The sequence below is a fragment of the Pseudoalteromonas sp. SR41-1 genome, from assembly GCF_014164015.1.
GTDB lineage: Bacteria > Pseudomonadota > Gammaproteobacteria > Enterobacterales > Alteromonadaceae > Pseudoalteromonas > Pseudoalteromonas distincta.
Map to the genome: position 1 here is coordinate 119,560 of NZ_JACJEK010000015.1, position 14,150 is coordinate 133,709.

General features: G+C 40.1%; 8 protein-coding genes and 1 rRNA gene. 3 read left to right on the forward strand and 6 right to left on the reverse strand.

All coding sequences use genetic code 11. From position 1 onward, the window contains the following. Positions 1–37: 37 nt before the first annotated feature. Both H5118_RS14220 and H5118_RS14225 read left to right on the forward strand, forming a co-directional pair. Positions 38–2,449, forward strand: coding sequence for a TonB-dependent receptor (locus H5118_RS14220; protein WP_182749202.1), 2,412 nt, complete (start codon positions 38–40; stop codon positions 2,447–2,449). A gap of 32 nt (positions 2,450–2,481) precedes the next feature. After that, positions 2,482–3,876 carry a 5-methyltetrahydrofolate--homocysteine methyltransferase gene (locus tag H5118_RS14225; protein ID WP_182749204.1) on the forward strand — a complete coding sequence of 465 codons (1,395 nt, stop codon included), beginning with the start codon at positions 2,482–2,484 and terminating at the stop codon, positions 3,874–3,876. 98 nt (positions 3,877–3,974) lie between these two features. On the opposite strand, the gene H5118_RS14230 is transcribed toward H5118_RS14225, so the two are convergent. From H5118_RS14230 to H5118_RS14250, 5 genes are all read right to left on the reverse strand, one after another. Beyond that, on the reverse strand, positions 3,975–5,276 hold the full coding sequence (locus H5118_RS14230; protein WP_182749205.1) for a DEAD/DEAH box helicase: 1,302 nt from the start codon (positions 5,274–5,276) through the stop codon (positions 3,975–3,977). A 159-nt stretch (positions 5,277–5,435) separates the two neighbouring features. Continuing rightward, positions 5,436–6,626 (reverse strand): alpha/beta hydrolase-fold protein, encoded by a 1,191-nt coding sequence (locus H5118_RS14235; RefSeq protein ID WP_182696079.1) that lies wholly within the window; start codon positions 6,624–6,626, stop codon positions 5,436–5,438. 112 nt (positions 6,627–6,738) lie between these two features. Then, positions 6,739–8,559 (reverse strand): glutamine--fructose-6-phosphate transaminase (isomerizing), encoded by a 1,821-nt coding sequence (glmS, locus tag H5118_RS14240; protein ID WP_182749207.1) that lies wholly within the window; start codon positions 8,557–8,559, stop codon positions 6,739–6,741. A 46-nt stretch (positions 8,560–8,605) separates the two neighbouring features. Further along, on the reverse strand, positions 8,606–9,370 hold the full coding sequence (locus tag H5118_RS14245; RefSeq protein ID WP_182749209.1) for a DeoR/GlpR family DNA-binding transcription regulator: 765 nt from the start codon (positions 9,368–9,370) through the stop codon (positions 8,606–8,608). 184 nt (positions 9,371–9,554) lie between these two features. Next, positions 9,555–12,995, reverse strand: coding sequence for a VCBS repeat-containing protein (locus tag H5118_RS14250; protein ID WP_182749211.1), 3,441 nt, complete (start codon positions 12,993–12,995; stop codon positions 9,555–9,557). 185 nt (positions 12,996–13,180) lie between these two features. Here H5118_RS14250 and H5118_RS14255 point away from each other — a divergent pair, with 185 nt between their 5' ends. Next, complete coding sequence (locus tag H5118_RS14255) at positions 13,181–13,708, forward strand: sugar O-acetyltransferase (protein WP_024596997.1); 528 nt, start codon at positions 13,181–13,183, stop codon at positions 13,706–13,708. 332 nt (positions 13,709–14,040) lie between these two features. Here H5118_RS14255 and rrf read toward each other — a convergent pair. Further along, positions 14,041–14,150 (reverse strand): 5S ribosomal RNA (gene rrf / locus H5118_RS14260); the annotation flags it as partial.

The following is a 14,150-nucleotide window of genomic DNA, read 5'->3' on the forward strand; positions in this document are numbered from 1 at the left end:
ATAATTGATATAATATAACATCTAACAAGGTAGTCAAATGAAACGTAAATCACAATTAGCTGTTCTCATAGCAGCTTTATTGCCGGCTAGTGTGCTTGCATCCACAATTGAAGGCGTTGTTTTAAACAACAAAGGTAAAGTAGTTACCAATGCAACGGTAGAAGTTGAAGGCTCAGACCGTAAAGTAGCCACCGATAAAAACGGTAAATTTGTAATAACCGAGCTAAAAAATGGCTTAAAAGAGCTACATGTTGTAGCCCCTGGCTATGCGCATCTTCATCGCGATATAACAATAACGAATGATGAAAACCAATCAGTTACGTTTAATTTAAAGCGCTCACCTATTGAAGTTATTGATATTGAAGCAACCCCTATTCATATGTCGGCAATGGAATCTGCCTCACCTGTTAGTGTTTTATCTGGCGAACAACTAAGGCGACAACAAGCTGCAACACTTGGCGACAGCCTTGAAAAACTTCCAGGCGTTAATACTAACTTTCACGGGAAGGTAGCCAGTACACCAATTATTCGTGGTTTAAGCGGCCCGCGTGTACTCATAACTCAAAATGGCCTTGATGTAAGTGATGTGTCGCGCGTTGGCCCCGACCATTCTGTTGCATCAGAAGCGTCTACCGCACAACAAATTGAAGTATTACGCGGCCCAGCAACACTGTTTTATGGTAGCGGAGCGATTGGTGGTGTAGTAAATGTGGTAGATAGCCGCGTACCAACCGACAGCACAACACGCGGCGAGTGGAACGTAGAACATAACTCAGTAGATAACCAAAAAGTAGCCTCGTTTAATGCCACCACAGGCACAGACTCGGTGGCATTTTATGCCGATGCGTTTTGGCGTGAAGCCGATGACTACGAGGTACCTGTAGCTGCCGATATAGATAGCGATGATGAAGAGCATCGCGGCGATTACACTGTTGAAAACAGTAATGAAGAGTCTGACGGTTTTACTGTTGGCGCTAGCTACTTAATGGATAACGGCTTTATTGGCTTAGCAGTAGAGCAATTTAATCGTCAATACGGTATTCCGGGCCATACGCACGGCGATGAAGAAGAGGAAGAACACAGCGACGAAGAAGAAAGCGTATTTGCTGATTTAGAGCAAACAAAAGTGCAATTATTAGGTGAGTACAACCTAGATAATAAATGGCTAAACAAAGTAAACCTACGCGTTGGCCACACCGACTACGAACACGCTGAAATTGAAGGTGGCGCTGTAGGCACCACATTTAAAAACGAAACAAACGAATTACGCATAGACTTACTGCATAACCAATTTAGCGAGTGGAATGGCGGCATTAGCTTTCATTACAAACAAAGCGATGTTGAAGCACAAGGTGAAGAGGCCTTTACTCCTCCATCAGAAACCGGAAGTTTTGCTGTAGCGCTAATGGAAGAAAGGCACTTTGGTGATTTTTTAGTGCAAGTAGGTGGGCGTATAGAGCGTGTAACCATTGAAGCAGGCGACGTGTTACTGCCAAATATTGACGCTCATGCACACGATGAGGCGCAAGAAGCCGACGAGCATGATCACGACCACGAAGAAAGCGCAGAAACCACTCGTGTATTTGACGTAGAGCACGAATTTACGCCAATCAGTTTATCTGCAGGCGTAGTGTGGGATTTTACACCTAACTATAATTTAGGACTTTCTGTATCGCGCTCTGAACGTGCGCCTTCTGCCTCTGAGTTGTTATCGTTTGGGCCACACATTGGTACTGGCACTTACGAAGTAGGTGCACTATTTGATTTAGATGAAGACGGCCATTTAGGTTTATCTAGTCAAACAATTGACCTAGAAACTGCCAATAATATCGATTTAACACTACGTAAAACCCAAGGCGATGTTGGCTTTATTTTAAATGCATTTTACAACCAAGTAGATAATTACTATTACCAAATAGACACCGGTTTATTCGCCGAAAGTGGCCACGACCATGGCGATGAAGAAGAAGGCGCTGACGAACACGACCATTCATCAGAACTGCCGGTTTATTTATTTAAAACAGACGACGTAATTTTACTCGGGTTTGAAGCGCAAATTGCGTGGCAATTAACTGATGAATTTAAAGTAGATTTATTCTCAGATTACGTTCGTGCACGCCTTAAAGACGGCGGCGATTTACCCCGTACACCACCGCTTCGTTTTGGCAGCGAACTAAGCTACCAAACAGATAAACTAAGTGCGCATATTCACGTTACTCGCTATCAAAAGCAAGACCGCACAGCCCCACAAGAAACAGCAACAGACGGTTACACATTGGTTGATGCAAGCATCTCTTACGACCTTTCAGTATTAAACCAAGATATGTCTGTTTACCTGCGAGGCACCAACTTAACAGATACAGAAGCACGCGTGCACAGCTCATTTGTAAAAGATATAGCACCACGTCCAGGGCGTAGCTTTGCGCTAGGCATTCGCGGTTATTTTTAAGCATTAAAAAATTATAATTAAAGGAAATAAACATGAAAAAACTATACAAATTAAAGCTTATTGCACTGGCTATTAGCACTACATTTATTACAGCCTGTGGCGATGCAGAGACCAATATTGTAGAAAAAGATCCTATTGTTGTAGAAGACGAGCACGATCATGACGATGATGATCACGACCATGATGATGGCTACACAATTGATTCATTAGGCAGATTAGCTGTACTGGCAGGCGATAGCAACGAAGCCAGCTTTTATGACCTAGATGACAACGCTTTACTTGAAACATTTACCCTTACGAATGATTCAAACACACTGTCGTCATCACCTGATTTTCGTTATGCCGTCATTGCAAGCCGCGCACAAGATTACTTAGGCTTTATTGATGGTGGTTTATGGCGTGAAGACCATGGCGAGCATTTACACGACTACGAGCAAAGCCCAGCGGCTAGTAGCTATGAGTTAACAAGTGGCAGTCGCCCTACTCACCTTATAAAACACGACGGCCAATTAGCTGTTTTTTATGATGGTGATGCAGACTCAGGCACAGTTGCCTCTGTTGAAGTATTAACAGATAACGACATAACAAGCGCAACAGCAACGCTACCGAGTATTAGCTACGATATTAATATGCACGGCGTAGCAAAGCCTCGCGGTGAGCATTTATTATCAACACTTCGCCGTGATGACAGCGAAAGCACATCGGTTGCTAAAGTACTGCCAGACCAAGTAGGTATTTATCATTTTCATGATGGTGAATACGAGCTAGAACAAACCTTAGAAGTTACGTGCCCTGATTTACACGGTGCAGCACAAAACCACGATTATGTAGTATTTGGTTGTAGCGATGGTGTGTTATTAGCCCACCAGCACGATGATGAATACGAAGCTGAAAAAATAACGAATATTGCAGCCGTTGGCGATTTACGCATTGGTAGTATATATGGCCACGAAGATAGCGAGACCTTTATTGGCGTAGCATCTGGCCACGGTGGTGGCGAAGCTATAATTGTAAGTATTAACCCAGCAACAGCTAAAATGGAAGAACTAGAATGGCAACAAGCCGATGGCGCAAGTGCTGTGTCGTACTCTTTTTCTGCCCATGGCGAGCACTTTTTAATATTAGACAGCTTAGGCTTTTTAAATGTATTTAGTGCACACGACCATAATGGCGAAATGCATTGGGAGCTTGAAGGCCAAGTTGATATTACCGAGCAAGATGTATCAACCATGCCAGAGGGCATGAGCTTTAGCATGACAGTGGCACAAAATGGTCAGTTTGCTTATGTAGCCGACCCTATTGCTCAGCACGTTGTGCAAGTACACCTTGAAGACTTAGAAATTGAAAGTGAGGTTGAGCTTACTTTTGCCCCAAGTGCAATTACTTGGCTGGGTATTGCGCAAGAGGAAGACGATCACGACCATTAATTTAAAACTAGCGCTTTAAGTTAAACCCACAAAGTAAAAAACCCGTAATTAGGTTTACTAATTACGGGTTTTTTACAGCTATTTATTTAGCTCTATTGTTACTTACGGCGCCAGCCACTCCATACATCATCTATATCATCCGCTTTATTTTTTTTCTTTTTCTTGCCTGTACCTTCTGGTTTTGCCATCGGCTTTTCATTTTTAAGCGCCTCGGCAGCATCAAGATTAGCTTGGTTAACGGCAAAGCCAGCTATTTCCTCACGTTCAAGACGTAGTTTGTTTTTCTTCTCGATTATTTTAAAGTGATGCAAATCTTCATAATCAACCAATGAAAGTGCTAAGCCTACTTCACCAGCACGGCCGCTTCGACCAATACGGTGCATATAATCAGAAGGGCTTCGTGGTAGATTAAAGTTTATTACCACTGGCAGCTTTTCAATATCTAAACCACGTGCAGCAATATCGGTGGCTATAAGTACTTCGATTTCGCCAGCTTTAAATTTTTCTATTACACGAGTACGCTCACTTTGGCCTTTATCACCATGGAAAACTTGTGCGTTAACACCGCGTTTTTCAAGCTTAGCCGCTAGGTGCTCACAGTCTTTTTTCGCGTTCACAAAAATCAATGCTTGGCGCCATTTATGTGTTTTAATTAAATGCGCTAAAACCGTGGTTTTTTCGCCTTTATTAACCGTAAAAACACGTTGTACTAAGGTGCTTTCGTCTTTGCTTTGAACTTGTATTTCAACTGGCTCGTTTAAAAGCTCTTGCGTTAATAGCTTAACTTGCTCTGGGAAGGTCGCTGAAAACAACATGGTTTGTTTTTTAGCAGGCATTAACGCTAAAAGATCAGCCAGCTCTTCGGTAAAGCCAAGGCTTAGCATACGGTCGGCTTCATCAAGAACAAGCGTATTTAGTTTATCGAGCTTAATCGCATTGCTTGAGATTAAATCAAGCAAACGACCTGGCGTTGCAACAATAATATCGGCGCCGCCGCGCAGTGCCTGCATTTGTGTATTAACCGACACACCACCAAACACGGCCACCGTTTTAATTGCGCCATTAAAGTTAGCAGAATACGATTTAACGCTATCGGCCACCTGCGTTGCAAGCTCGCGAGTAGGTACCAAAATAAGCCCAGTAACAAAGTTACCTTTGCTGGCAGTATTTTTAGCGCCCTGCTCTAAAAATAGGGTTTGTAGCATAGGTAAAGCAAACGTCGCTGTTTTACCTGAGCCAGTATTTGCCCCCGCAATTAAGTCACTTCCCGTCAAAATACTCGGAATTGCTTGTGCCTGAATAGGTGTAGGTTGTGTGTATTCAAGATCAGACAATCGAGCAATTAGCTCTGGAATTAGGCCAAGATCGTTGAAATTACTAGGATTTGCGGCTGAGGTCATAAAATTTGCGGGCTCATTACTAAAATAGCCTGCAATTTTAGCGTATTTATTACCCGTTAAGTAGGGGTTAGTGATTTTAATGTGGTTTTAGAAAAAGAGAAAAGCTGTTACTCCCTTTTCTCTTTAAATATATAACAATCGAGTTGGATTAAAAAGTGGTTATGTTTCGTCTTTGCCTAAAGCTATTTGTAGTCTAGCTTTTGTTTCTTTTAAGTAATTTATATAAGGGTATGAGTCATCTGCAATTGCTAGAGCAGATTCCATATTTTCAAGCGCTTGACGAGTATCCCCCTGCATTTCATAGCCATAAGATAAGGCTGAAAGCGCATCGACTGATTTTGGGTAGTTTTTTATATTGTACTTAAACACCTCTATAGCGCGGGTAAACTGCTTGCTGCCCGTTAAGTTATAACCGAGTGATCTAACAGCGCGGTCTGGTGGCGCAACCTGCTCGCCCCATTGTTGAGATAAGTTTTGATAATAAGCATCAATAGAGGCTACATCGTCAGTTAAATCACTTATGGGCATTTGTTTAGGCAAAAATAAGTTGTGATAGGCATTAAATGCACCAGCAACGGAAGTCAGGTTATGCGAGACACCGTCAAACGCATTACTAAAGAAGCGTAGCTCTCGCACTTTATGCGATTGCAGTGATTGCTGTAATTCATCGTATCTTTCACGCATTATGCCGGCTTCTTCGCCAATATTGATATAAACGTAGTTATTCAGGTCTTTTGTTTTAGCTATAAACGATTTTGTACTTTTTACCGATGCGCCATAGTTCCACCAAACGGCAGGGCTGTAAGCAATATGCGCTTGGAAAAGCTCAGGGTTAGCTTGCATAGTATAAAGTGCAAACACGCCTGCTGCTGAGCCCCCAGCAATCACATTAAAGTTATGCGTACGATAGTTTTTATTAATTAAGGGCATAAGCTCTTGCTCAATAAATGCTAAAAACCTTGCTGCACCACCACCTTCACCTACCGGGCCTTGTGGCTCTTTATTAACTGTGGGGTATAAATCTCTTAAGCGATTAGTGTTTTCAATAGCGACAATAATAACCTCAGGCGCAAGATTATTATTTTGCAGTCGATCCATTACAGCACTTATAAGCGGTATGTTACCCGCGCCATCTAGGCGATAAATAACTGGATAAACTTTGTTTGGATTAGCTTGGTAACTCTTTGGAAGTTGAACTACAACGGTACGTAGCTCATTTAAAATTACTGAATTGATAGTATGCGTTTGTTGCTTATAGCTAATGGTTTGCTGTTTTAAATCAGGCTCTGCAAGTGTGTTATTAGAAACTATAAATAAGCTACATATAAAAATAGCAGTGAATAAACGCATAGCTAATCCTTTAGAAAATAGTGTGTTATTTAATCTAACAGGCTTTGAGGTACAAAAAAAGGCGCATCGAGCGCCTTTTTAGTTTTAACTAATAAATAATAACCTATTGATTTTACTCAACCGTAACAGATTTAGCTAAGTTACGAGGTTGGTCAACGTCGGTACCTTTAATTACCGCTACGTAGTACGACAGTAACTGTAATGGCAGTGTGTAAACAATTGGCGCAATAATGTCGTCAGTGTGGTTTACGTTGATAACACGCATTGTGTCGTCTGACTCAAAGTGTGAATCTTTATCTGCGAATACGTAAATAATGCCGCCACGTGCGCGTACTTCTTCTACGTTTGATTTAAGCTTTTCTAATAACTCATTGTTTGGTGCTACAACAATAATTGGCATGTCAGCATCAATAAGTGCGAGTGGGCCATGTTTTAGCTCGCCCGCTGCGTAGGCTTCTGCGTGAATGTAAGAAATCTCTTTAAGTTTAAGCGCACCTTCCATCGCGATTGGGTATTGTGAGCCACGACCTAAAAACAATGAGTGGTGCTTGTCGGCAAATTCTTCTGCAAGGTCTGCAATGCCATCTGCAAGCAGTAATGTTTCTTCAAGCTTAGCAGGTAGTACTTTTATAGCATTTACAATAGCACTTTGATCAAGCTGTTTTTCTTGAGCTATAGACGCAGTAAGCATTAACAAACCAACTAATTGCGTTGTAAATGCTTTAGTAGAAGCCACGCCTATTTCAGCGCCAGCTTTGGTCATAAAGGCAAGATCTGATTCGCGTACAAGCGATGAACCAGGTACGTTACAAATAGTCATTGAGGCCATGTAACCTTGCTCTTTAGCTAGGCGTAATGCAGCTAGCGTATCGGCAGTTTCACCCGATTGAGAAATAGTAACAAGTAAGCTATTTTCATGAACAAACGACTGACGGTATCTAAATTCAGAAGCTATTTCTACATTACAGCTAACGCCTGCAAATTGCTCAAGCCAATAACGTGCAACCATACCTGAATGGTAAGACGTGCCACAGGCAATAATTTGCACATGTTTTACATCTTTAAATATTTGCTGAGCGCTTTCGCCAAACGCATCAATTGCTACGCGATCGCCGTTTAAACGCCCTTCAAGAGTATTACGTACTGCAAGTGGCTGCTCGTAGATTTCTTTTAGCATGTAGTGGCGGTAATCGCCTTTGCCTGATGCATCTTGCGTAATGTTTGATTCAATCACTTCACGCTCTACAGCGTCGCCATTTTCATCAAAAATTTCTACTGTGTCACGTGTAATACGCGCTACATCGCCTTCTTCTAAAAAGATGAAGCTACGAGTAACAGGTAAAAGTGCTAACTGATCAGACGCTATAAAGTTTTCGCCAAGGCCTAAACCAATAACAAGTGGGCTACCTGAGCGCGCTACAATGATTTCGTTGTCGTTTGCTTTATCAAATACAACTGTACCAAACGCACCTTCAAATTGCTTAACAGCTGCCTGTACTGCTGCAAGTAAACTAGTGTGCTGCTTACAAAGCTTATGAATTAAGTGCACCATTACTTCGGTATCGGTTTCAGATAAGAACTTGTAGCCTTCTTCTTTAAGCGATGCGCGCAGACTTGCGTGGTTTTCAATAATACCGTTATGCACAAGTGCCAGCTGATTGTTTGATACATGCGGGTGAGCGTTTTCTTCAGTAACGCTACCGTGTGTTGCCCAGCGTGTGTGTGCAATACCTGTATGGCCGCTAACGCCTGCTTTCTCAAGTGCAGCTTCTACGTTAACTACCTTACCTACTGCTTTTACAGTATTAAGTGTGTTGCCATCAAGCAATGCTACGCCTGCTGAGTCATAACCACGGTATTCAAGACGTTTAAGGCCTTCAACTAAAATTTTGTTTACTGGACGTTCTGCAACTGCCCCAACTATTCCACACATAGTGTCTCCATTAATTTTTTAATTCTAGTAACTCACTTTGTAGTTACTAATCAATAATCTCTGCACAAATTAGTTTTACACCACACGCCTCAATTGCTTTGCGCTTATCGTCTGCCAAGCCATCGTCGGTTATTAATGTGGTTACTATTTCCCACGGTAATTCTAAATTTGGTATTTTTCGGCCAATCTTATCTGATTCAACCATCACAATTACTTCACGGGCGGCTTTTGCCATTACTTGGCTCAAACCCACTAACTCATTAAAGGTTGTTGTACCACGTTTTACGTCTATACCGTCAGCGCCAATAAATAGCTGATCGAAGTCGTAAGAGCATAATACATTTTCGGCAACTTGCCCCTGAAACGACTCAGAATGCGGATCCCACGTCCCACCAGTCATCAAAAGTGTTGGCTCGTTCTCAAGTGCTAATAAACGACTCGCTACTTTAATTGCGTTTGTCATTACAACTAGCCCACGCTTATCAGCAAGCTCGGGGATCATCGCAGCAGTAGTACGCCCGCTATCAATAATAATGCGGTTATGATCTTTTATAAGTTTTGCTGCAGCCTTAGCTATTGCGACTTTGCGCTTTGAATCTATTTCATCGCTAACAATTTCTTTAGGCAGAGCAATAGCACCGCCGTAACGGCGCAGCAATAAGCCACTTTTTTCAAGCGCGGTTAAATCTTTTCGAATGGTTACTTCAGATGTTTGAAACTGCTGTGCTAACTTTTCAACGGCTACTTCACCTAATTCATTAACTTGAACCAGTATATTGTGACGACGCTGCTGTGTGTTTCGTTTAGTCATAAAGCTCGTGAATTAAGTTTCATTTCGAAAGTTATGCGATTTTAAACGAAACAACCTAAATGGCAAGTGAATGAGTAAAAAAAGCGCAATGTGCGCTTTTTAATTTAACAGCATGTAGATGTGGTGAAACATTCTAACTTGCTCAGTGAGCTAGAAACTAGATTACTGAGCACGCTATTATTTTTTAGTTCAAATAAGGATATATTAAAAACTCACTACCTAAAATATATAAACTCCAAGAATCACGCTCATCTTTTTGAATTAATACATCGTGGTAATTATTCGAGATTTGTGGACTCTCCCAAATAACTTGATTTGATAACTTATCCACTAGGCTAATTGTTTTTTCTATAGAGTAATGCGCCAGATAGTTTCGGCCATAAACGCCACCTATAGCTTCATCGAGGATTTTCTCTTTGTGGTAAATTGTAAAGCCCTTAATTTGTTGTTCGTCCAAAATTTCTAATGCTTTCGTTTTCGTATCTAATACTATTAAACCACCTTCTTCATCGAAAGTACCAAAAGTACGATAATCAATTATTAGCTCTAGTTGAGGATCTGAATCTAGCTGAATAGCATGTACATGCGCTACATGGCTTGTTGTTTCTTGTAAGAAATCTAAAGGTACAGGCCAATTGCTACTGTCAATTGATATGGGTGATAAGCTTGGATTTTCGTAAAAAGCTATACCTAAATCGTAATAACCTATTATTATTTTTGACAACTCCTCAGACGGCAAGTAAGGAAAGTAGGCTCTTGATACGACTTCTCCTGTTTGTTTAGCGATTGTGTAATATCTAATATCACTTTTAAAGCTCAAGTGTGTTTCGGACTCTGTAAAAGCAAAATCATACGAATTAGAAAAAGTCACTTCTGCAACGCTAGTTTGCCAAATTACACTGGTTGAACCTGTATTGCGTTTAACAATAAATGTCTCGTTGTTAATTTGAGTTAATGAATACTCAATTTGATTTTCATTATCTTGCGTTAACAGCATCTCTCCAGTGAAAGTAACAGGTGCATTATTGTGCGTTACCTTAGCCGAACGGCCAAAATCTGAAATGCTAACCGTATCATCAACAGCACCAACAATATGGAGATTAGGAAGTTGACCTTGAGCCACTGATGAATACTCAAGCTGCCATAGCCCATTCTCATAGCTAAAGCTTTGCATCGCATATTCTTCGTATAAATAACTTCCTTCTAAACTATCTGTTTTGCTTACTAATAATGACTGTATTCCATCATTATCAAAATCAACAGCACCTATTACTCTCCCAATGGGGTTTTCAGCAATAGATACAGAGAACAATTGCCACTGCTGATCAAAGTAATAAAGCTCTTTTGAATTAGAAAAATAAACATGACTATAAGGACTATCTACTTCAAGGCTAATCGAAATACCATCATTGAAATTAGTCTCAAACTTTTCACTACCCACCTGCAGTTCACCACCTTCCCACCATATTAGTTCACTATAATGTTCGGAGGCCTTATATCTAGTTACACGACAATTATCACCACTGGTAAATGCCTTAAATTTATATTCAGAATAGGGTCCTATCAGGTATTTGTTCTGTTTGACATCAAATATACTTTCCCTATCAATTAACTCTTTAAAGCCGTCGTTATTCAAATCACAAACTTGAATCAAGCGATTTGAATAATTAAGTGAAAGGTCCGGCGCAACAATAAGCGTAGTGATAGAAAGATCATTTCCATTAATAAGATAGCTATCATACGAATGCCCCGCCGAAAGAAGAATATCTTCAATACCATCGCCGTTGTAATCAAATACCATAGAGTTATAATTTTCAGCCGAAACATCATCTATCAGCAAACTACTTGAGCCCTCATTAGTTAAAAATATTTGATGCTTAGCTGCCTCTTGGTTGTAAGTAATACTTAGCCAATTTAGTTGCGTCCCTGACTGATTAAGAAATGCACCTACATGCTCAACATTTGAAGGTAAGGGAGGTATCCATTTATTGTATTCTAGCAACCCTGTCTCACTGAGACTTAAGATATAATTATCATTACCGCGTAATACACCCCTTTTTTGGTTCGAAAGCTTAATTGAAGCTACACTGGATGTTGAGTTGTTCACATAACCAACTGAGCGATTATCTACGCCACCGAGTGATTGAAGGTTGATTTGGTGCTTAATTCTTATTTGATTGTCAGAGTTTGAGATATCAACAGCAAAATTTACGTTTAAATTACTACCAAAGTCAGGCGCGTTGCTTAACCAATTAATCTCTCCTTGTTCTGAAATCGAGATATTACTTGGCCCATAAGCAATTTTGTATTCAAAAGGACCATCGAACTCATCATTAGATAAGTTAATAATGGCTGTATAGTGTTCACCTAATTCTATTTCATCATATGCAGTAATGTCAGAAACAATTGCTGGCAGTTTTTCTAATTTAAACTCATGCTCCACAGTATTTTCTGCACCACTTGGGTCTACAACTGTTAACGAAATACGATAAAGGCCAGGTAGGTCTCCAATAAAGTCAATTTTGCTACCGGTGCCAAGTTGCCAACTAGCATTCTGCGGAAAAGTTATTAATTTCCACTCATAACCTAATGGTTCAAAATCAGGGTCCTTGGACTGCGTTGCATCAAGAGTAAGGATAGAGTGTCGTAGAGCTTTGTTCGAGCCTGAAATACTTGCTATAGGAATAGAGTTGGCAGTATTGTTATAAACATTATCTAAGTCAGTTAAATAAAACTCTAGTGGCAAAAATTCATTAGATAGATGTATGGTCGAAATGCCATTAGCTTTGAGAGCTACACTAGCAGTATTTTGTGATATTAGGGTGTACTTTGCTCCTATTATTGAAGGCAGAGATATATCATTGGTTGGATAAAACTCATCAGTTTTTATTGTTAGTTTTCCTAAATCACTAAAATAAACTTCGCCATTAAAACCAATACCATACCCAACATTGGTTGCATCTAAAACAGCATCAAGCCTTACATTAGAGAATAAAATATCAAGGGAATTTTCATCAGCACCTTTAAATTGAATATTCACAGTAGCGCTACTGTCACTATTAACTCCCTGACTATTAGCAATAGCAAAACCTTCTGTTAAATAGGTAACCCCAAGCACTTCGTTACTAATTGTTAAACTAGGTACTACCCCATATTCTAAAACAAATTCAGCGTTAGAGTTTTCGATATAAATATCAGATTGCCCATTAAAAACCCACCCAGCAGCAGAGCAATTGTTATAAGTAATTATATAGTGCTGATTAGCCTCTTCCTCTTTCATGTCAGCAGAGCCAGTAACACAACCGAAATTATCAGATTGGTTATCTAGCACTGGGTCGTGGAGAAATAGATTTTGATAATCCTCTCCAAATACTATGGAATTTAGGCTATCTATTAGATATGAGTACTGAGTTGTTAGTTGAGTTACATTACTTGCTGTTATTTCGAATAAAGATAATTCACCGTCATAGGTAGGCATATTTTGATAATCAGACTTAACAAATTTAGTTTTTCCAGAAGAACCAGAATCATTATTAGCAGGTTGGCTGGCATCATTACCCCCTCCCCCACAACCGGCTAAAATAATTGTTAAACAGAATAATTTAGTTAGTTTATTTAATTTCATTACTTACTCCTTGTAACATGAATTTTACATTATTAAAGCTTTTTTTAAAAAGGAATATAATAAAAGTCAAAATTTGTTTAAAACCTTTTTAGCCCATACAAAAAGGTAATAACAACTTTTCAGTAAAATATATAAGCATGAGATAATACTTAATAATGTATGCATATAAATGAATAACAAACTCAATGAAATTATTTAATAGCGTGACTAAGCCATATTTAATGCAAAGAAAACAAACAGGCGAGATATGCCGATTATTCAATAAAAGCCCGAGCAAAGGTAATTTAAAGCGTATTAAAGAGCTGTTCGCACAATGCGGTGAAGAGGTAATTATAGAATCAGGTTTTCATTGCGATTATGGCAATCAAATAGTTATTGGTGATCGTACTTTTATGAATGTTAATTGCACACTTCTCGATTCGCCATTAGCCAATTACTCAATCACCATAGGTGATGACTGCTTAATAGGCCCGAACGTTCAGCTTTTAGCTGTGTCACATGCTACTAATCCAGCAGAAAGGCTTAATAAGGAAAACTTTGCAGCACCTATCGCGTTAGGCAATAACGTATGGATTGGCGCAGGCGCTATTATTCTTGCTGGAGTTAATATAGGCGAAAATAGTATTGTGGGTGCGGGTGCTGTGGTTACTAAAAATGTAATGGCTAATACCGTAGTAGCGGGTAATCCAGCTCGTGAAATAAGAACACTATAATGTGATTTTAACGTTGGGAGTCGCTGTGCTCGCCCGACCTACGTGATGGTGTTGCTATGAGTGTGTTAATTCGCACATTTCATTTTCTGCAGACGTAAAAAAACCGACTATTTCTAGTCATGCTCTCTACAATTTTAAGCCTTGTGATGTCGTAGTGCCCACAGCGGTGGAGAGTCACAGTGAAATGCTACACTCTCTTTGTGTCTTGAGTCGCTGTGCTCGCCCGACCTACGTGATAGGTGTTGATGTGAGTGTGTTAATTGCGCGTATTTTACTTTTCTGCAGACGTAAAAAAGCCCGACTATTTCTAGTCGGGCTCTCTACAATTTGAAGCCTGGTAATGTCCTACTTTCACATAGCAAATGCTACACTATCATCGGCGCTGTTTCGTTTCACTACTGAGTTCGGCATGGAGTCAGGTGGGTCCAAAACGCTATTGTCA